This is a genomic window from Streptococcus suis (assembly GCF_002960445.1).
Lineage (GTDB): Bacteria > Bacillota > Bacilli > Lactobacillales > Streptococcaceae > Streptococcus > Streptococcus hyiners.
Map to the genome: position 1 here is coordinate 59,085 of NZ_POJD01000110.1, position 19,604 is coordinate 78,688.

Genomic DNA, 19,604 nt, shown 5'->3' on the forward strand with positions numbered 1-19,604 from the left:
AGAAAATAATGGCAGTCACAGTAGCGGACATTAAACGCGATATCAAAGAGAAAAACGTTACCTTCCTACGTCTGATGTTTACAGATATCATGGGAGTAATGAAAAACGTAGAAATTCCAGCAACTGATGAGCAGGTGGATAAGGTTTTATCAAACAAGGTGATGTTTGATGGTTCATCAATCGAAGGTTTTGTTCGTATCAATGAATCAGATATGTACTTATACCCAGATTTGAATACATGGACAATCTTCCCTTGGGGTGATGAGAATGGTTCAGTAGCAGGCTTGATTTGTGATGTTTATACAACAGCAGGCGAGCCATTTGCAGGCGACCCTCGTGGTAACTTGAAAAAAGCCCTTCGTCACATGGAAGAACTTGGTTTTTCTTCATTCAATTTGGGTCCAGAGCCAGAATTCTTCCTCTTCAAGATGGATGAGCAAGGAAATCCAACCCTTGAAGTGAACGATAAGGGTGGATACTTTGACCTTGCGCCAACAGATTTAGCTGACAATACTCGTCGTGAAATTGTCAATGTTTTGACGCAAATGGGCTTTGAAGTAGAAGCTAGTCACCATGAATGTGCTGTTGGTCAGCATGAGATTGATTTCAAATACGATGATGTTTTGAGTGCTTGTGATAAGATTCAGCTCTTCAAGTTGGTTGTTAAAACAATTGCCCGTAAACATGGTATGTATGCAACCTTTATGGCTAAGCCAAAATATGGTATCGCTGGTTCAGGTATGCACTGTAATATGTCACTCTTTGACAAGGATGGCAACAATGCCTTCTTTGATCCAGAAGATCCACGTGGTATGCAATTGTCAGAAACAGCCTATCACTTCTTGGGTGGTTTGATCAAGCATGCTTACAACTATACTGCTATTACAAATCCAACTGTAAACTCTTATAAGCGTTTGGTTCCAGGTTTTGAAGCTCCTGTTTACATCGCTTGGGCAGGTAAAAACCGTTCTCCATTGGTTCGTGTTCCAGCTTCTCGTGGTATGGGAACTCGTTTGGAATTGCGCTCAGTTGACCCAACTGCTAATCCATATTTAGCAATGGCCGTGCTTTTAGAAGTAGGTCTAGAGGGTGTTGAGAACAAGATTGAGGCACCAGCACCTGTTGAAACAAATATCTATGCAATGTCTGATGAGGAACGCCGTGAAGCTGGTATTACAGACCTACCATCAACTCTTCACAATGCTTTGAAGGCACTTCGTAAAGATGAAGTCGTTCGTGCAGCCCTGGGCGAACACATCTACACTAACTTTGTAGAAGCTAAGAAAATCGAGTGGGCAAGCTACGCAACCTACGTTTCTCAATGGGAAATCGACAACTATTTGGATATGTATTAAACAAAGGACCCCGACGGGTCCTTTGTTCACGAGCTTTAGCAATTTGAGAGCGAGTAATGGCACTTGGACCATTTTTTCACGAGCCGAGAAACTGGAAAGCGAGTAGGACCCCGACGGGTCCTTTGTTCACGAGCTTTAGAAATTAGAGAGCGAGTAATGGCACTTGGACCATTTTTTCATGAGCTTGAAAACCAGATAGCGAATTGGGACCCCGACGGGTCCTTTGTTCACGAGCTTAGAAATTAGAGAGCGAGTAATGGCGTTTGGACCATTTTTCATGAGCTTGAAAACCAGATAGCGAATTAGGATCCCGACGGGTCCTTTGTTCACGGGCTTGAAAAAGACTACCCTTATATAGATTAAAAAAATTGGAGGCGATGTGGATGGATGAATTTGTAAAAGCTGTATTTGATGAACAGTATAGAGCGGTTTTTGGAGAAGGGCAAGACCTTGCTCCTAGTCAGCAGGAAATTGTTTTGGTAGAAGAGGAAGCAGGTCAATTAGTAGCTGTCTTGCAGGCCCAGCAGACCTTGGAAACGATTCATGTAAAGGCTTTGGTGGTTGTCAAACACAAGCAAGGTCAAGGATTGGGGAGGCGTTTGCTGATTCGTTTGGAAAATGAAGCTAGACAAAATGGAGTAAAGAGTATCACACTGTCAACTAAGTCCTATCAGGCTAAGGATTTTTATCTGAAGGCTGGATATTCTATTTATGCTCATCTAACAGATGTGCCGAAAAAAGGAATTTCCAAATATCATTTTATCAAGTGGTTGTAAGGTATTCCTATTAGAAAACAAGTGAAGCCTCGGCAGTTGCCGAGGCTTCTTTCTTAGTGATCAGGCGTTAAAATCATTGGGATAATGATAGGCTCACGTTCTGTTTTTTCGTATAGGAATGGTCGTAGGGCATTGACGATGGCGCCGTTGACTGTCTGGATATTGGCATCTTTATTGCGCATGGCGATGCGGATAGCGTTGAAGAGAACGCGTTGGCTTTCGCGGATCAGATCGCCAGATTCACGCATGTAGATGAAACCACGGCTGAGGATGTCAGGTCCTGCTAGAATCATCTTGGACTTGAAGTCAACGGTTGCGACTGCAAGGACAACGCCGTCTTCTGAGAGGTCTCGGCGGTCTTTGAGGACAGCTGCACCGATTTCACCGATGCGGTTTCCGTCCACGTAGATGTCTTGGGCATTGAATTTACCAGCTATGCGGGCAGAGTCTTTAGTAAGAGCTAGGACATCGCCGTTTTCCATGATGAAGATGTTGTCTTTTGGAACGCCGGTATCCACTGCCAGACTGGCGTGGATTTTTTGCATGCGGTATTCACCATGGACAGGCATGAAGTATTTTGGCTTGATTAGGCGGAGCATGAGTTTTTGTTCCTGCTGACCACCGTGTCCAGAGGTATGGATGTTGTTAATCTTGCCGTGAATAACTTCGACACCGGCTTCAATCAGGATATTGATGAGCTTGTTGACACCTGTGGTATTTCCCGGAATAGGACTGGACGAGAAAATAACCGTGTCGCCCGGCTGGAGTTGAACCTGACGGTGAGTACCGTGGGCGATGCGAGAGAGTGCTGCCATAGGCTCGCCTTGGCTACCTGTACAGAGAATCATAACTTCGCTGGCTGGGTACTCCTTGATCTCGTTTGGCTCGATGAAGGTATCCTTAGGCACCTTGATGTAGCCGAGATCGATACCATTGACGATAGCTTTCTCCATAGAACGTCCAAAGACAGCGATTTTGCGTCCGGTCTTGACTGCAGCGTCAGCCGCCTGTTGGAGACGGAAGATGTTGGAGGCAAAGGAAGCAAAGATGATGCGTCCGTGAATGCCTTCAATCAGTTTCATGATGGACTGACCGACCACTTTTTCCGAGTTGGTAAAGGTTGGAACTTCAGCATTTGTCGAGTCGGAGAGGAGGCAGAGAACGCCTTCTTCACCGAGTGCTGCCATGCGATGTAAGTCAGCTGGCTCACCAACTGGAGTGAAGTCGAACTTGAAGTCACCGGTACAGACGATTTTCCCTTGAGGGGTGTCAACGACGATACCGAGAGGTTCTGGGATAGAGTGGGTGGTGCGGAAGAAGCTGACCTTGAGATGCTTGAAGGTCAACTCAGTCTTGTGGTTGATTTCATGCAAGGTTGCATCACGGAGGAGTCCGTGTTCTTCCAATTTGCCTCGAATGAGGGCGAGGGCCAAAGGACCTGCATAGATTGGGATATTGGCTTGCTTGAGCAAGAAGGGAATGCCTCCGATGTGGTCTTCGTGCCCGTGGGTAATAACCAGACCTTTGACGCGGTCTAGATTTTCAACGATATAGGAGTAGTCAGGGATAACGTAATCGATACCCAAAAGGTCATCTTCAGGGAACTTGATACCCGCATCGACGATGAGAATTTCATCCTTGTACTCGATACCGTAGGTATTTTTCCCGATTTCTCCCAAACCACCGATGGCGAAAACGCCAACTTCATGAGGTTTTAGATTGACTGATGACATAAATTAGAACTCCGTAATTTTGAAATCTGCGTGCTCTTTTTCGTATTCGAGGTGTTTGTCAGAGAGTAGGTCAACGAATTCAACGTTGTAGGCTGGGAATTTTGTTTCAACCAATTCTTTGACTTTGATACGACCTTCTAATTCAGAAGTTGCATCAACTTCGACATAGAGGGCTTGTGTCTGCTCACGGCGTGGGCTAATTTTTGATTCTTGATAGAATACTTTATAAATCATGTGTAGTATAGTTCCTTTCTTTTTGACTGGCAACTATGAAAAAAGCCCCAAACAGTTGGGGCTGTCTGGTAATGCTTATTCAATTTTCTCGAGTTGTCAATTTATTCAGTCTAAATATTACTCTTCATTATACCATAAAATTTGCTGATGGTAAAAGGGTTTGGTAGGAAAATGGAAAAGTGTCGTGATTTTCAGAAATTAGAGCGTAATTGATAGAAGAATAAGGTAAATTGACAAATATATATCTGTATAGTATAATAAATGTAAGCGATATCATCTAGTGAGAAAGGAGGTAATTTATGGATGCAGTACCACAAATAGGATTGGGAGAATTTTACAGGGAACTCCGTCGTTCTCGCTTGGTCAAGCAAAAGGATGTTGTCGGTGGAGACTTTACAGCAGCTCAATTGTCACGCTTTGAGTCTGGAAAATCTATGTTGGCAGCGGATAAGTTGATTGTGGCTGTCGAAGGTATCAACATGACCATGGAGGAATTCACCTACAAATATCATGGCTACAAAGAAGCGCCCCATATTGAGCTAGCAAATCTGATTTCAGATTTGTATTACCGACAGGATAGGGATGGGCTAGAGGCTTTGTTGGAGTCAGACCTCTTGAAAGCTGAGGGGGCACTCTATGCCAGATTAAATGAAATTGTCATCAAGGTGGCGCTGGCTGCCTTAGATGGACAATCTGATTTTGACGATAAGGATAGGAAGTTTCTCTCAGATTATCTCTTTGCTATTGAAGAGTGGACGAGTTTTGAGCTGTATTTATTTTTGAATGCACAAATGTTGTTGAATGACGAATTGATTATTGTTTTGATTTTAGAATTAAAAAACAAATCTCATCATTATCGGAATTTGAGAAAAAATAAACAATATTTAAAAGAAATTCTGATAAATTCAATAACTGAAATGATAGAACGTGGGCGGTATGTTTATGCCGAACAGTTACTATGTGATCTAGAGTCAATCTCTGAAGTTTGTGATGCATTAGAACATATTTTTATTAACTATTTTAGGTTATGTTTGAAGTTCCTTCGAACAGAAGGAACGGAAACGAGTAAAAAGAAAATAGAGGCCTTTATAGCCTCTGTTGGGGTGGTTACAAATGAGAAGTTAGTTTCTCTGCTGGAACGACACTATAGACGGCAGTGTCTTCGTTTGGAGTGTGTTCTTGAGGAGTAGGACGTATAATAATTGGAATTACGATTAAAGTACAGATAATCAGTGAGACTATTTTATGGTTCATAGTTTCGTATCTCGTTTTTGATTTTATTATAACTAATTTTTATTGTATTTTGATTAACTTGAAAATATGTAATTTTATAAAAATAATCTTGTAAATTTGTAAGTTGACTCGATGGTAGATGTATATCTGATAAAATTGGAATATGGAAAATGTTTTAAAATAAAAATAGGAGGTACAATACCATGAAAAAAATATTTGTTTCAATACTGTGCTGTACTTGTATCCTAACAGCCTGTACTAAAGTACAAGAAAGTGTAAATACAGGTACGAGTCAATCTAGTCAGACTAGTGCTAGTCAGCAGAAATCAACTGGGACTAGCGAAACTAAGCAAAGTGGGCAGTCGGCATCATCAAGCACTAATACAAATTCGAGCACCTCAACGACTACCGAAAGTAGCTCTCAAATGGCAGCAAGTTCAGAGGAACAAGTGGCTTCTAGCAATAGCGAAATTAAGGAAACAGAACTTCAAACAGCAACGGACACTGGCCAGACTACTGTTTCAAGTAGAACTACAATTGATATTGATGCCATTTCTAATGGAGATTATTCCAGTGTTGCAGGGACTTGGGCAAATAGTCGTGGAGAAGTATTGATCATAGAAAATGATGGGAAGGCTCGTTTTTCAGAATCCACAGAAGATTCTATTCTCAGTGTTCAATCAATAAAAAACCAAGTTATCCATGCGGACATTGCTACTGGTCCATACTCCGCAGCTATGAAGATTATTCCAGCTGGAGAGGAAGATCCGTACTATGCAACTGTGGAGAACGTAGACCGTATTGCTATCGGTCATAGTATAGATATGTATGAATATCCTTTTTACCGCCAATAACCTATTTACAAACCTCCTCATCGTAGGAGGTTTTTGATTATTTGAAAAAAACTTCAATATAGCTTACAATAGGGAGTAGCATTGTACAGAAAGAGAAAATTATGAAAATCCTAGCTTTAGATAGCTCTAACCAAGCCTTGTCGGTGGCCTTGGTGGAGGACGGTCGTTTGCAGGCGGAAACCCTGCTGGCCGTTAAGAAAAATCATAGCATCAGCCTCATGCCTGTGGTCGATTTTTTGGTGGCACAGGTGGGCTGGACGCCCAAAGACCTGAATCGGATTGTGGTCGCTCAGGGGCCTGGCTCCTACACGGGTCTGCGGGTGGCGGTGGCGACTGCCAAGACCCTGGCCTACACCCTCAAGATTGACTTGGTGGGGCTATCCAGTCTTCAGTCCCTGGTTCCGCCAAGCCTGACGGGTCTGGTGGTGCCCCTCATCGATGCCCGCCGTAACTGCGTCTATGCAGGTGTTTATGAAAATGGCAGAGCAGTCGAGGCAGACCGCTACTGGTCTTTTGAAGACTTGCTTTCTAGCCTGGCTGGCAAGGAAAATATCACCTTTGTCGGAGAAGTAGAAAACTTTATGGAGCAAATCGAACAAGCTCTGCCGACTGCTCAGTATCAAGCCAGTCTGCCGTCTGCCTATCAATTGGCGGTAATTGGTCAAGACTTGCCAGCAGTAGATGTCACCAGCTTTGAGCCCAACTATCTCAAGCGAGTCGAGGCAGAGGAGAACTGGCTCAAGGATAACAAAGCTGGCTCAGAAAGTTATATCAAACGTGTATGATAGAGATTAAACACTACGATGGTCAGGCAAATCTGGCAGAGGCTGTTTTGGCAGTTATGCAGTCAGTCTATGAGCAATCTCCATGGACTCTGGAGCAGATTGCCTCCAGTATGGCTGGTCAGGACGAAGACTATTATCTGGCCTATGAGGGTCAGGAATTAGTTGGATTTTTGGCTGTTCAGACGGTGCTGGATGAGATGGAAATCTTGCAGATTGCTGTCAGGGCTGATTTTCAGAGGTTGGGAATCGCCAGTCAACTGATGGCTGCTGTGATGGACTGGGATGGAGACATCTTCCTCGAAGTGAGGGAGTCCAATAGCGCAGCTCAGGCCCTCTATACACGCCAGCATTTTACCAAAATAGGAAAAAGAAAAGACTACTACCGTAATCCTGTCGAGGACGCGGTGATAATGAAGAGAGAACGTGATGAAAGATAGATTGATTTTGGCGATCGAGACCTCCTGTGACGAGACCTCGGTGGCTGTTTTGCGAAATGAGGCGGAGCTTTTGTCCAATGTCATTGCCAGCCAGATTGCCAGCCACCAGCGGTTTGGTGGGGTGGTGCCTGAGGTAGCCAGCCGTCACCATGTGGAAGTGATTACGGCCTGTATCGAGGAGGCCTTGTTGGAGGCGAAAGTGACGGCAGAGGACTTGACGGCTGTGGCGGTGACCTATGGACCTGGCTTGGTCGGTGCCTTGCTGGTCGGGATTTCGGCTGCCAAGGCGTTTGCCTGGGCTAATGGCTTGCCACTCATTCCTGTCAACCACATGGCAGGGCATTTGATGGCGGCGCGTGCGGTCAAGGAGTTGGAATTTCCCCTCTTGGCCCTCTTGGTCAGCGGTGGGCACACGGAGTTGGTCTATGTCTCAGAGGCGGGCGACTACAAGATTGTCGGCGAAACGCGAGATGATGCGGTCGGCGAGGCCTATGATAAGGTGGGGCGGGTCATGGGTCTGCCCTATCCAGCTGGTCGAGTCATCGATGAGTTGGCACATGAGGGGCAGGACATTTATGATTTCCCTCGGGCTATGATCAAGGAAGATAACTTAGAGTTTTCTTTCTCAGGACTCAAATCTGCCTTTATCAACCTCTACCATAATGCTCAGCAGAAAGGGGAAACCTTGTCCAATGTGGACCTGTCAGCCTCTTTCCAAGCTTGTGTCTTAGATATTCTTATGGCTAAGACCAAGAAGGCTTTGGAGCAATACCCTGTTAAGACCTTGGTCGTAGCGGGCGGTGTGGCAGCCAATCAAGGCTTGCGGGAGCGGTTGGCGGCTGAAATCACCGATGTGGAGGTTATCATTCCCCCGCTTCGCCTCTGCGGTGACAATGCAGGCATGATTGCCTTGGCAGCAGTCAGTGAATACAACAAGGAAAACTTTGCTGGCTGGGATTTAAATGCCAAGCCAAGTTTGGCTTTTGAGAATTTGTAAGAAGGAAACAGCTGGATTTTGATGCCCAGCTTTTTCTAATGATGTACCAATTTGTTATTGACGAGGGAGAGATTGTCTCCTATACTAGAATGATATAAATTGATATCAAAGGAGAGAAGATGAAAAAACAGGATTTTCGTGAAGGCTTGCGGGATGCTATCCCAACAGCTCTGGGCTATGCCAGTATTGGCCTAGCCTGCGGTGTCGTATCGGTCAATTCCGGCATTTCTGCGGTGGAAATGGGGCTGATGAGCCTTTTGGTCTATGCAGGAAGTGCCCAGTTTGTCATGTGTGCTATGATTTTGGCAGGAGCTCCCTTGGTTTCCATTGCAGTGACCGTTTTCTTTGTCAATCTGCGGAATTTCCTCATGTGCCTGCACACGACGACCATTTTTCAGGGCAATAGTCTGGGGTCTAATATCCTGATTGGTTCTTTTGTGACGGATGAGTCCTATGCGGTTCTCTTGCGGAAACACATTGATGAAAAGCAGATTGCCCCAAGCTGGATGTACGGTAACAACTTTGCGAGCTACGCTTCTTGGGTAACCTTTACCATTTTGGGTAATCTGATTGGAGGGCTGATTCCAAATCCAGAACAGTTTGGCTTGGATTTTGCCCTGGTGGCTATGTTTGTTGGTATTTTCTCAGGTCAGCTGGAGGCTATGGCTCGGACCATTCCTTTGAAAAAAATCGGCCTGATTCTGCTGGCGGTGGGTCTGGCCTATGTCGGTCTGTCTGTGCTGGTGTCGTCCTATGTTGCGGTGCTTCTGGCGACGCTTTTGGGCTGTTTTGTGGGGGTGATGATTGATGATAAAAACTAGCATTTTACTGATTATTCTGGCGTCAGCCCTAGTGACCTGGCTGCCACGTGTCCTACCTTTTGTCCTGACGCAGAACAAATCCCTGCCACCTCGCATGGTCAAGTTCCTCAGTTTCCTGCCCATTACCATTATCTTTGCCCTGACCCTCTCTAGCATCATGGACGAAGAAGTCGGCTCGCTACCTAGCCTGCTTCCTGTCGAAAGCCTAGCCCTCCTTCCGACCTTCTGGGTGGTTTTGAAGACAAAAAATATCCTCCTGGCTGTCCTGGTCGGCGTTCTGACGACTGCTGCCCTCCGCTTGCTTTTTTAGGAGGGGCTTATGGTAAAGGAAAATGCCAGAGGTATGGTACTTTGTCTAGTCTTGGCTGGAATTAGCTGGTGCTTAGGAAGTTGGTTTTCAGTAGTGGGTGGGCCTGTTTTTGCCCTTCTAATCGGAATGAGCCTGCACTCTTACATTTCAAGGAAAAATTCATTTCAGTCAGGCTTGGCCTTTACCTCTAAGAAGATTTTGCAGTATGCGGTGATTTGTTTGGGATTTGGATTAAACTTATCTGCGGTCCTGGCAGTCGGTCGCCAATCTCTACCGATTATTCTGTCAACCATCAGTTTTGCCTTGTTTTTGGCAGTTCTGATGTGGAAAATCTTGCCCATTTCATCTCATCTGGCGACCTTGATTGGCGTTGGGACCTCTATCTGTGGAGGCTCTGCCATTGCGGCGACAGCTCCCATTATCCAGGCGGACGATGAGGATGTGGCTCAGGCTATCTCGGTCATCTTTCTCTTTAATGTCTTGGCGGCCTTGATTTTTCCGACTTTGGCAACTTGGCTTGGGTTCTCGACCGATTCGGGTCAGGCCTTTGGGATCTTCGCCGGAACGGCGGTCAATGATACCTCGTCGGTCACCGCGACAGCAGCCACTTGGGATAGTCTTTACGGCCTGGGCAGTCAGACCTTGGATACAGCTGTGACGGTCAAGCTGACGCGGACCCTTGCTATTATCCCGATTACGACGGTTTTGGCGATTTGGCAGGCTCGAGGGAAGGGAACTAAGGCAGACAAGAAGTCACTCTTGGCAGGTTTTCCGACCTTCATTCTGTACTTTATTCTAGCCAGTCTGGTGACTACAATGGCAGGTCACTTTGGACTGGGGACGGATTTTTTTGGCCCGTTCAAAACCCTGTCCAAGTTCCTCATTTGTATGGCCATGGCAGCTATTGGCTTGCGGACTAATGTGTTGGCCCTGGTAAAAAATGGTAGAGTTGCTCTTCTGGTCGGACTTGCTTGTTGGATGGGAGTGACCCTGTTAACACTGGTTTGGCAGGCGATCTTGGGAATTTGGTAAATATAGTCTTTTAGTTTACTTTTAGTACTAGGCAACGAGCCGCTGGCATAACTAAGGTTAGGCAAGGCGAGTTAACGAAGTAATAAAAGAGAAACTAAATGACGAGAAAACAGCCTTCTCTTGCGAGAGGCTGCTTTTTTATGCCTTCAATCTAAAAGTCTGCGGAGCTTTTTTCAATAAAATCCAGTAACCGATGCTGACATAGGCAATCATAGCCAGGGAAATGAGTAGGATGTACAAGTGACTGCCTAGATCTAGCTGGGTGTTGATGTAGGCCACCCAATAGAGGGCTCCACTGAGAAATTTATAGACTGGGTTGACAACCTCCATATCCTTTGTAAAGGGCTGGAGGATGTAGTAGATAAAAAGGTCGTGGAAGGAGAAGAGAGCTGTCAAGCTCAATAAAAGCAGAGCAGTTAGGAGATAGGTTTCAATAGGCAGCTGCACTCTAGTAAAGATGATGAGGGCCAATAGTAGAGACCCAGAGAAGGCAGCATTTAATTTTACAGTTTGCAGAAAACGATAATGAAAGCCTGTAATAATGGTCTTTGCTTCGCGGTAAAATGGATAGTGGAGCATGGAAATGTCGCAGTTAACAAAGACCATCTGTGCGACAGCCTTGCCCATGGAGGCCACATACATGACCATGAAAGCAAATGGAAGTCCCTCGATGTAGTTGGCATTGCTTATCTCTATATCCTCTTTTGAAAACCAACGGATTCCTTCAAGAAAGAGGACAATAGCCAAAAGACACCCCAAGCGGAAGAGTAATTTTTTAGTGAGGATGGAGCGGTAGCGGTCAAATAGCAGAGCGTTTAAGTAGGTCATGCCAGACAGGTGGGACAGGTCTTTTCCAGTTTCCATATTGAGTTTTGCCTGCATCTGCAAACCCTGACGAGTATATTCATTGCCCTTGGTCATCTCAACAATTTTCTTGTCCAACTGCAAGGACTGGTCCATGCAATAGGAAAGATAGTCAAGGTGGTTGGTTTGTCTTTTCAAATAATGGTAGCCAAACCAAATCAGAAATGGTTGGACAAGCAGGATAGGGACCAGCATGCCTAAGGAGAGCTGATGACGGAAGACAATCGCCAGAACATATAACACAAGAACAAACGCGACCCATAGCCAAGCATGCCAAGAATTGCGACGGGTTAAAATACGATGTTCAAAGAACCAACGATTGAGAGCATGACCAGTCAGGTGACCTGCTAGTACGGTCATCAGACCGACAGGAAATACCAGCCATTGATTTGTCATTAGGCAAAAAATAACTAGGGCTGGAAGATAGTAAATGGTAGTCAGGATAGGTTCGATAAAGAGTTGACTTTGCAAAAAGGTAGATTGTGATAGACCGAAGTTCTGCATAAATTCTCTATCTGCTTTCGAGATAACTGGGTCTAAGCCCTTCCCCAAACGATAGTTTAGTCCGACAAACAAAAACCAGAACACAAAGCCTAGAAACCAAGTCCCTGGAAGAATATTCCAAAAGGTCAATTCCTCACTGGCCAATACATTCATCCAGAAAGAAGCATGATAGAAATGAAAAACCAACCAGAAGCACTTGGTCAGAAAGCGACTGGGGATGGAGAGGATGTGCAGGATCAAAAAGAGACCAGACTTAAAACTGTAAGACTTGAAAATACTCTCTGGAATGCTCTTTCCAACAAGTGGCAGTTTCCGTAGATAGTAGAAGAATCCGTTGACGGAGCGATGGAGGGCATACTTTTCCCGATACCAAAAATAACGTAGAATGGTTTTCATAAGCTCCTCCTAATCTGCTGTCAGCAGCTGAACAATCTCCTGTTCAAAGTCAGGATCATGGAGTTTGTCGCTTGAAACAGCCTGCAATTCCTGGTGATGAAGCAAAACAATCTCATCACAGAGGTCTTGTGCTAATTGGAGAATGTGGGTGGAAAAGATAATGACGGAATCTTTTTTGGCTTCCCGAATTAACTGCTTAAACTCGTGGGCAGCCACAGGGTCAAAGGAAGTCAGGGGCTCATCTAATAGCAGGACAGGTGGCTGGACAATCAAGGAAAGGAGCAACTGGACCTTGTTCTGCATACCGTGGGAAAAATCCTTGAGCAGGCGATGCTGGTCTTCTTCTCCGATACCGACCAAGTTTAGCCATTCTTCTGGATTACGAGGAGATTTGAGTTTATCCTTGTGAATGTCCATATAGAAACGGACAAATTCAAAGGCGGTCATAAAAGCAGGCAGTTGTGGGTAGGTCTGGGTAAAACCGATGTCCGTATTATCGTAGTCAAGAGTTTCTTCCCCTTCTACAAACTGGATACTGCCACTGTCTAAGGTCAGATTTCGGGCAATGCAGTTAAACAAGGTTGTCTTACCAGCCCCGTTGCGTCCTAGCAAGCCGTAAATCTTGCCTTGTTCAAATTGAAAGCTGGTATCCTCCAGAATAATCTTGTGGTCAAATTTTTTAGAAATAGAAGAAAGTTTCAGTTGCATAGCCAATCTCTTTTTGTTATATTGTTATATCTTTATCATACAACAATAAATAAAAAAATTCAAGCAAATTTTTGCTTGAATGTGATGTAAAAACTAGTAATGCAAGCTCCCTGCCACCCAGCCAGTTGCTAAACAGTAGGTAATGTTAAAGCCACCGGTGTGGGCGTTGATATCCAAGACCTCTCCTGCAAAGTGGAGGCCAGGGACTTTCTTACTTTCCAAGGTTTTGGGATTGATTTCCTTGAGGTCAACGCCACCCTTGGTCACAAAGGACTTGGCTAGGGACATCTTGCCTGTAATCTTGATAGGTAGGGCTTTGAGGAGGGTGACCAGATCAGCCAGATCTTTTTTTGGAACTTGTTTGACCTTGCAGTCGTAGTTTTCAGCGAAAAAGTCTGCTAGGCGGTCTGGCATGAGTTCGCCAAGGGCATTCTTGACGGATTTTTCCCTGTTGGCTTCTAAATGCTCAAACAAATCTTGTTCAGAATGGGTCGGCAGAGCATCGAGAAATGCGATTTCGCCGCCTTTGACAAAACTGGACAAGCGAAGGGCAGCGGGTCCCGACAGGCCAAAGTGGGTGAAGAGCAGGTCGTGGGTGATGACGTGCTTGCCGTAGGTCAGAGTGACGTCGTCCAGGGAAATGCCTTGGAGCTTCTTGTGGGGGAAGTCGGTCAGAACGGGGCTTTCAGCGGCCTCAATCTCCGTGACTTCTAGCTTGAAGTGGCGGGCAATGTCGTGACCAAAGCCAGTCGAGCCAGTGGAAGGATAGGTCTTGCCGCCAGTGGTGACAATCAGCTGGGGAGCTGTAAAGGTCTCCTCGCTGGTCTTGACATGGAAGAGGTCATCAATCTTGCGGACGGAAACCACTTCAGTCCCTGTACGGATGTCCACGCCATTTTCCAGCATCTTCATCTCCAGGCACTTGATAATGGTCTGGGAACGGTCGGTGGTCGGAAAGACACGGCCGTGGTCCTCGACCTTGAGCTTGACCCCATTTTCCTGAAAGAAATTCATGATGTCGTGGTTGTCAAACTGGGAGAAGACGCTGTAAAGAAAGCGGCCATTTCCAGGAATGCCAGCCAGTAGGTCTTCCAAGGTGCCGTTGTTGGTCACATTGCAACGTCCGCCACCTGTGCCAGACAGTTTCTTGCCCAAACGCTTGTTTTTTTCGAGGAGCAGGGTCTTCTTGCCGTAAAAACTGGAAGAAATAGCGGCCATCATGCCAGCAGGCCCCGCTCCGATAATAATGGTATCTACTGTGTTCATGTCCTTATTGTACCACAAAATAGCAGAGGTGGCTGTGAGTAATTTCTCAAAAGATAAACCATGAATTTTTAGGTGAAAATTCCCCATAATTTGACAGAACATAGGCTTTGTGATAATATTTTAATGATACAAACTATGAGAAATCTAAGTACCGAGGATATTATGGGAATCGAAAAAACAGTCAGCGAATTAGCTGAGATTTTGGGAGTGAGCCGTCAGGCCATGAATAATCGCGTCAAGTCGCTTCCAGAAGAATTTGTAGATAAAAATGACAAGGGTGTAACGGTAGTCAATCGTGCAGGTTTGATTGAGCTAGAAAAAATCTATAAGACAACTATTTTTGAAGATGAGCCGATTAGCGATGAGGTGAAGCACCGTGAAATGATGGAAATCTTGGTGGATGAGAAAAACTCTGAGATTATCCGTCTATACAGTCAACTAAAGGCCAAGGACAAGCAACTGGCTGAAAAGGATGAACAGTTGCGGGTCAAGGATATCCAGATTGCTGAGAAGGACAAGCAACTTGACCAGCAGCAGCAACTAACTCTCAAAGCCATGGCAGACAAGGATGTCCTCAAGCTAGAATTGGAAGAGGTTAAGGCACAAGCAGAAGGAGTACAAACCAAAGGCTTCTTTGCTCGTTTATTTGGAAGATAGATAAGTAAAAAATCAAGCTCTTAGGAACTTGATTTTTTCTTATGCTCTAGCCATTCGTCTCTTAACATCCCATATTTGATAGAATCATGATAGTGCCCTTGCCAGTACCGAACCTTGCGGATGTGGGCTTCTTTGGTCATGCCTAATTTTTCTGCGGTTCTCATCATACCCTTGTTGCCAGACCAGGTAGTGAGCCCGATGTGTTCTAACTCTGCAAATTGCTGGAAAATGGTATCAATCCAGAGTTGGAGAGCAGCTGTGCCATATCCTTTGCCCCAGACCTTGTCGTCATAGATTTCAATCCCGATTTCGAGCCAGCGTGTTGGCTGGCACTCCCAGTAATAGCTCACAAAGCCGATAGGCTGCTGGTCCACCAGGATTGCTCTGACACAATCTTTTTGTAGCCACTGGTAAAGTTCCAATGCTTGAAACTCTTCAAAAGTGGCGCAGGCTTGGTAGTCATCAAAATAGGGGGCCGCAAACTCCTTCCAGCGAGGTGCGGCTTGACGGTGGCCAACTTTCCAAAGTGTATGCAAATATTCTTCAGTCATTGGTGAAATCCTAATCATGAGAACCTCCTTTATTTTTCTAGTCTAGCATATTTGTTGAAGGCTTGCAATTCCTAGTAGAATATGGGAAACTATGTGTATGAAAAGGATACGACGTACATTTCAGAAAGTTTATTACAATTTAGATAAGATTTTACTGCTCTTTTTTACCCTCTTTGCCTTTATGGAATTTGTCTGGATACCCCTCAATTCCTGGCTTTCGGAGAGTTTGCTGGCTATGACGGACCATGCCTATCTCTCGCCTACCAATCTTTTTGCGGTATTTACAGAGAACTTGTTGGTGACAGGCCTATTTATCTTACTCTTTTTTGCCAATATCGCCATCGCCTACTTAGAACTCGCCTTGCTCTTTACGGGTGTTTGGCAGCTCTTGGATGAACGGGTCAAGCATTTGCCAGATTATTTACGGGATGTGCGAGATAGCATGCTGGCTATTATCCGCCATAGTACTCTTCCTAAGGTCCTCTTTCTCCTTTTTTATTCGGTCATTCTCCTTCCGTTTTTACGACGGATTTTAAATATTTACTACTTCAATAAGATTGTTGTTCCACAGTTTCTAATTGATTATTTTTCTAATACCTTGTGGCTGGCCATCTTGATTTTTCTTTCGGTTTTCCTCTTCTTTTGGCTGGCAGCCCGCTTCATGTACGCCCTTCCAAAGATTTATTTTGAACACCGAAGCGTTAAAGAATCCATCGCCTATTCTTGGGAGAGAACCAAGGGGCGCCAGCAAATGACGTCCCTTTTGCGGCTCTTCTGGCTAGTGACCTTTCCAGTCCTTCTTTTTGCGGTGATTGGCATCTTGCTCTATGCTCTGCAATTGTTCCTAGAAAAACCCTTTCCTCAACTCTCCTTTGGACTAGCGGTCTTCTCCTATACCGTTTTAAAACTGTCTTATTATGGAGTAGTTGCCCTCTTTATGCTGGGATTTATCAGCCTATTGACCGGCAAAAAACTGCCCTCCTATCGACGAAAACGCCTGCGCCACCGTCTCCGCCTAGCCATTCTAGGGGTTTCCAGTCTGGTCTTTGGTGTTCAGGGAGCCATGACGCTTTACTATCCTTATGAGAACCTGCCTGTGACTATCTCCCACCGCGGTGTTGACAATGGAAATGCGGTGCAGAACTCTATCGAGGCTTTGGAGAAAACCTCTCAGCTCCAGCCAGATTATATCGAGATGGATATTCAGGAAACCAAGGACGGTCAGTTTGTGGTCATGCACGATACAGACCTGATGGCTTTGACGGGAAATCCCGGAGGTACACATGATTATAGCCTTGCAGAGTTGACGACCATGACTGCATCTGAAAACGGCATGACAGCTCTAGTCCCTTCTTTTGATACCTATCTGGATAAGGCGGATGAGCTAGGGCAAAAATTGTTGGTGGAGATTAAGGTGACAAACGCCGACTCGCCACAGTTGACCCGAAATTTCCTGAAGAAATATGGCCAACGCCTCCTTGCCAAGGGTCACCAAATTCAGTCCTTGGACTATAGAACCATTATCCAAGTCAAAGAATACAGTAAAAATCTAGTCTCCTTTTTTATCCTACCTTTCAACTCTATCTATCCGACAACCGTCGCAGATGGTTATACCATGGAATTTACCTCCTTAGACCAGAACTTTATGGTTAAGTCTTGGATAAAAGGGAAGTCAGTCTATGCCTGGACACCAAACGACCAAGAACACATGACTAAGATGGTCTTGTTACAGGTGGATGGGATTATTACAGACAATATGACAGAATTAAAGCAACTGCTGGAAGAATTACAAACAGATCATCGTTATTCTGATCATTATCTCTTGCAGTTGCAGTCCTTACTCTATAATTTTGAATAAACAAAGACGCGAGGGTCTAGCCCAATCGCGTCTTTTCTGTCTTAAAATGGCAATTTACCTGCAAAGGCACCAAGTTTCTTCTGAGTGGCATCGTCAACTTTTGCAAGAGCATCATTGATTGCTTGGATGGTCATGTCCTGCAAGGTTTCAAGATCGTCAGCATCCACAACCTCAGGCTTGAAGTCGATAGAGACCAATTTCTTATCTCCAGTAAAAGTAGCTGTAACCAAATCCTGCACTGAGCTACCAGTAAACTGAGTAGCTGCCAACTCAGCCTGGCTCTTCTCCATTTGCTTTTGAAGCTTCTGAGCCTGTTTCATCATTTGCTGCATGTTCATCATAATAACTATTCTCCTTAAAAAATCTTATGGATTTATTATAACATTAAAAAAGGAAATTTGGTAAGGTGAGTTTGTTGTAGTGGTATCTTATTCGGCTAAGCAATCGAATGCGTTTTCTATTTTAGTGTTTTCACAAGAGTATTGATTGCTTGGATTACTTCTGAGCGCTTTTTCTTAGGTAAATCAGTCATGAGTAGGATCAATTCTTCAATTTCAGGATCCGTGGAAAATTCAACATCAAAAAAAGTTGGGATATCGACCTTCAAAGCCTCCATGATTTTTGATAGTGTCGATAGAGTAATGTTATTTGCTTTATTCTCTAATTTATATATGTAGTTATAGCCGAGATTAGCTTTTTCTTCTAGCTCCATCTGGGTCATTCCTTCTTGAATGCGCAATAAGCGAATCCTTTTGGAAATATAGTCTTGTAGTTTATTATCCATGAAAGTACCTCTTATGGTCTATCATACAGGTATTATTAGATAACAAAACCACTATATATGACTGTTATTTGTCAAAACAGTTGTAAAAAACTGTTTCAACTGATAAAATAGTTTTATAGAATGCAATAGTTTATTTGCTATTTTATGTTTCAGGACTATCAATTTGGAGGTTATTTATGACTCACTATTATTCCGTTGCTTCAGCAAAAGTTCACTTTAGTAAATTAGTCTTAACAACAGCTCAAAAAGATCAACTACATAGAAATTATAAGAAATATGCAGTTGAGGAGTTTAAGAAAGCATCAAAAACGACTGTATTTGATGGTAGCGGATTATGGCATCCAAAAAAATTCAAAGTTTACTTCCATAAGTGGCAAACTTCGGATGTGCTACATTCTACAGCATTGGCTAAGAAATTACCACCACATTATCAATACTCAGATGATGATAAGAAAAAAATTGCAGCCAAAACTGCTACGGAGTTACGTAAAGTGGGTTATAAAGTGGATGTTGATGATTATGGAGGATTGTACTTATATAAACCGGTTAAGAAACGATAGGGGAATGTTATGGGTACTTCAAAAGTTGTTACTTTATTTTTAATAGATGGGACAATGACGGGGCGCGTGAAGGCTTCTTTAGCTAATCATACAGGGGTAGCTTTAAAAATTCCAAAACTAGATTTAGAAGATAGTGCCGACAGAACAGAGTTGAGTTACTCAGGAATTTATTTCTTATTTGGTGAGGAAGAAGAAAGCCAACGTCCTTTAGTTTATGTTGGGCAAGCTGGAGAGCGTAAAAATCAGCAAGCAACTTTAGGTAGATTAAAGGAGCATATGCGAAATGAAGAAAAGTCATTTTTTAAGGATGCAATTATTTTAACAACCACAGACAATACCTTTGGTCCGACAGAAATTTCCTATTTAGAAAATCGTTTTTACAATTTGGCAAAAAATGCAAAACGATTTACAGTAAAAAATAAGGTTGAACCAACAATAGGTAATGTGACTGAGGAAAAAGTTGCTGAGCTAGAGGATTTCATTGAGCAAGCTATTATTTTGACAGGGGTTCTTGGTTATAAAGCTTTTGAAACGGTTGCTAAATCTTTTGATAAAACCCTTGTTCAAGAGACTGAATCAGATAACTCTATTTCTCTAACGATGACCTATAATGGCTACACTGCCAAAGGTAGCTTGACAAATGAAGGATTTTTGGTGTTCTCAGGTAGTCAGATTTCACCTCAAATGGCAAATTCTGTGTCCGATTCCATTAGACGTTTAAGAGAATTCCATGCAGAAAGCATATCCAATGGTTGTCTTTCGGAGGATATTTTATTTACGAGCCCTTCCCAAGCTGCTTGCTTTGTCGGAGGAGCTAGTCTAAGTGGGAACAAATTGTGGAAAACACAAGCTGGTCAAACTTTAGGTGAATTGAAAGTGTAGGAATTAG

The 19,604-nt window shown here is 44.1% G+C and carries 22 protein-coding genes; 14 read left to right on the forward strand and 8 right to left on the reverse strand.

What is annotated here, in order from left to right:
• Nucleotides 1-8 precede the first annotated feature (8 nt).
• A complete protein-coding gene (gene glnA, locus C1G53_RS02825) occupies nucleotides 9-1,355 on the forward strand; it encodes a type I glutamate--ammonia ligase (RefSeq protein WP_105116800.1) in 1,347 nt (448 codons plus the stop codon).
• Between the two features lie 377 nt (nucleotides 1,356-1,732).
• Entirely contained in the window at nucleotides 1,733-2,131 is a 399-nt protein-coding gene (locus C1G53_RS02830) for a GNAT family N-acetyltransferase (RefSeq protein WP_323156109.1), read from the forward strand.
• A 53-nt stretch (nucleotides 2,132-2,184) separates the two neighbouring features.
• On the opposite strand, the gene rnjA is transcribed toward C1G53_RS02830, so the two are convergent.
• Both rnjA and C1G53_RS02840 read right to left on the reverse strand, forming a co-directional pair.
• Complete coding sequence (gene rnjA, locus C1G53_RS02835; protein WP_105117597.1) at nucleotides 2,185-3,864, reverse strand: ribonuclease J1; 1,680 nt, start codon at nucleotides 3,862-3,864, stop codon at nucleotides 2,185-2,187.
• Between the two features lie 3 nt (nucleotides 3,865-3,867).
• Nucleotides 3,868-4,098, reverse strand: coding sequence for an RNA polymerase epsilon subunit (locus C1G53_RS02840; RefSeq protein WP_105117598.1), 231 nt, complete (start codon nucleotides 4,096-4,098; stop codon nucleotides 3,868-3,870).
• 299 nt (nucleotides 4,099-4,397) lie between these two features.
• On the opposite strand from C1G53_RS02840, the gene C1G53_RS02845 reads away from it, so the two are divergent.
• The 8 genes from C1G53_RS02845 (at nucleotide 4,398) to C1G53_RS02880 (ending at nucleotide 10,567) form a co-directional block, all read left to right on the forward strand.
• On the forward strand, nucleotides 4,398-5,288 hold the full coding sequence (locus C1G53_RS02845) for an Rgg/GadR/MutR family transcriptional regulator (RefSeq protein ID WP_105117599.1): 891 nt from the start codon (nucleotides 4,398-4,400) through the stop codon (nucleotides 5,286-5,288).
• 246 nt (nucleotides 5,289-5,534) lie between these two features.
• Nucleotides 5,535-6,185, forward strand: a complete 651-nt coding sequence (locus C1G53_RS02850; protein ID WP_153046647.1) for a DUF6287 domain-containing protein — start codon at nucleotides 5,535-5,537, stop codon at nucleotides 6,183-6,185.
• 101 nt (nucleotides 6,186-6,286) lie between these two features.
• A complete protein-coding gene (gene tsaB, locus C1G53_RS02855) occupies nucleotides 6,287-6,970 on the forward strand; it encodes a tRNA (adenosine(37)-N6)-threonylcarbamoyltransferase complex dimerization subunit type 1 TsaB (protein WP_105117601.1) in 684 nt (227 codons plus the stop codon).
• Nucleotides 6,967-7,407 (forward strand): ribosomal protein S18-alanine N-acetyltransferase, encoded by a 441-nt coding sequence (gene rimI, locus C1G53_RS02860; protein ID WP_105117602.1) that lies wholly within the window; start codon nucleotides 6,967-6,969, stop codon nucleotides 7,405-7,407. Before tsaB ends, rimI begins: the two co-directional genes overlap by 4 nt.
• A complete protein-coding gene (gene tsaD, locus C1G53_RS02865) occupies nucleotides 7,397-8,404 on the forward strand; it encodes a tRNA (adenosine(37)-N6)-threonylcarbamoyltransferase complex transferase subunit TsaD (RefSeq protein ID WP_105117603.1) in 1,008 nt (335 codons plus the stop codon). The genes rimI and tsaD overlap by 11 nt, the downstream gene beginning before the upstream one ends.
• 119 nt (nucleotides 8,405-8,523) lie before the next feature.
• Complete coding sequence (locus C1G53_RS02870; RefSeq protein ID WP_105117604.1) at nucleotides 8,524-9,225, forward strand: AzlC family ABC transporter permease; 702 nt, start codon at nucleotides 8,524-8,526, stop codon at nucleotides 9,223-9,225.
• Nucleotides 9,212-9,535 (forward strand): AzlD domain-containing protein, encoded by a 324-nt coding sequence (locus C1G53_RS02875; RefSeq protein ID WP_105117605.1) that lies wholly within the window; start codon nucleotides 9,212-9,214, stop codon nucleotides 9,533-9,535. The genes C1G53_RS02870 and C1G53_RS02875 overlap by 14 nt, the downstream gene beginning before the upstream one ends.
• 9 nt (nucleotides 9,536-9,544) lie before the next feature.
• A complete protein-coding gene (locus tag C1G53_RS02880) occupies nucleotides 9,545-10,567 on the forward strand; it encodes a YeiH family protein (RefSeq protein ID WP_105117606.1) in 1,023 nt (340 codons plus the stop codon).
• Nucleotides 10,568-10,705: 138 nt separating this feature from the next.
• Here the strand turns inward: C1G53_RS02880 and C1G53_RS02885 are convergent, their stop codons facing one another.
• The 3 genes from C1G53_RS02885 to C1G53_RS02895 all read right to left on the reverse strand — a co-directional run bounded on the left by C1G53_RS02885 (nucleotide 10,706) and on the right by C1G53_RS02895 (nucleotide 14,305).
• The gene (locus C1G53_RS02885; RefSeq protein ID WP_105117607.1) at nucleotides 10,706-12,331 is read right to left on the reverse strand and encodes a hypothetical protein; all 1,626 of its coding nucleotides are present in this window, start codon (nucleotides 12,329-12,331) and stop codon (nucleotides 10,706-10,708) included.
• 9 nt (nucleotides 12,332-12,340) lie between these two features.
• Nucleotides 12,341-13,039, reverse strand: coding sequence for an ATP-binding cassette domain-containing protein (locus C1G53_RS02890; protein ID WP_105117608.1), 699 nt, complete (start codon nucleotides 13,037-13,039; stop codon nucleotides 12,341-12,343).
• A 93-nt stretch (nucleotides 13,040-13,132) separates the two neighbouring features.
• Nucleotides 13,133-14,305: an NAD(P)/FAD-dependent oxidoreductase gene (locus C1G53_RS02895; RefSeq protein WP_105117609.1), complete on the reverse strand. Its 1,173-nt coding sequence runs from the start codon at nucleotides 14,303-14,305 to the stop codon at nucleotides 13,133-13,135.
• A 162-nt stretch (nucleotides 14,306-14,467) separates the two neighbouring features.
• On the opposite strand from C1G53_RS02895, the gene C1G53_RS02900 reads away from it, so the two are divergent.
• Nucleotides 14,468-14,962 carry a DUF536 domain-containing protein gene (locus tag C1G53_RS02900; protein WP_105117610.1) on the forward strand — a complete coding sequence of 165 codons (495 nt, stop codon included), beginning with the start codon at nucleotides 14,468-14,470 and terminating at the stop codon, nucleotides 14,960-14,962.
• Between the two features lie 20 nt (nucleotides 14,963-14,982).
• Here the strand turns inward: C1G53_RS02900 and C1G53_RS02905 are convergent, their stop codons facing one another.
• Nucleotides 14,983-15,531: a GNAT family N-acetyltransferase gene (locus C1G53_RS02905; protein WP_105117611.1), complete on the reverse strand. Its 549-nt coding sequence runs from the start codon at nucleotides 15,529-15,531 to the stop codon at nucleotides 14,983-14,985.
• A gap of 79 nt (nucleotides 15,532-15,610) precedes the next feature.
• Between C1G53_RS02905 and C1G53_RS02910 the strand changes: the two genes are divergently transcribed.
• Nucleotides 15,611-17,371 (forward strand): glycerophosphodiester phosphodiesterase, encoded by a 1,761-nt coding sequence (locus C1G53_RS02910; protein WP_105117612.1) that lies wholly within the window; start codon nucleotides 15,611-15,613, stop codon nucleotides 17,369-17,371.
• A gap of 41 nt (nucleotides 17,372-17,412) precedes the next feature.
• Here C1G53_RS02910 and C1G53_RS02915 read toward each other — a convergent pair whose 3' ends face one another.
• Together C1G53_RS02915 and C1G53_RS02920 are read right to left on the reverse strand one after the other, a co-directional pair.
• Nucleotides 17,413-17,712, reverse strand: a complete 300-nt coding sequence (locus C1G53_RS02915) for a YbaB/EbfC family nucleoid-associated protein (RefSeq protein WP_105117613.1) — start codon at nucleotides 17,710-17,712, stop codon at nucleotides 17,413-17,415.
• Nucleotides 17,713-17,828: 116 nt separating this feature from the next.
• Entirely contained in the window at nucleotides 17,829-18,155 is a 327-nt protein-coding gene (locus C1G53_RS02920; protein ID WP_105114161.1) for a helix-turn-helix domain-containing protein, read from the reverse strand.
• Nucleotides 18,156-18,331: 176 nt separating this feature from the next.
• Here C1G53_RS02920 and C1G53_RS02925 point away from each other — a divergent pair, with 176 nt between their 5' ends.
• Nucleotides 18,332-18,715 (forward strand): hypothetical protein, encoded by a 384-nt coding sequence (locus tag C1G53_RS02925; protein WP_105117614.1) that lies wholly within the window; start codon nucleotides 18,332-18,334, stop codon nucleotides 18,713-18,715.
• A gap of 9 nt (nucleotides 18,716-18,724) precedes the next feature.
• Nucleotides 18,725-19,597, forward strand: coding sequence for a GIY-YIG nuclease family protein (locus tag C1G53_RS02930; RefSeq protein WP_105117615.1), 873 nt, complete (start codon nucleotides 18,725-18,727; stop codon nucleotides 19,595-19,597).
• Nucleotides 19,598-19,604 lie beyond the last annotated feature (7 nt).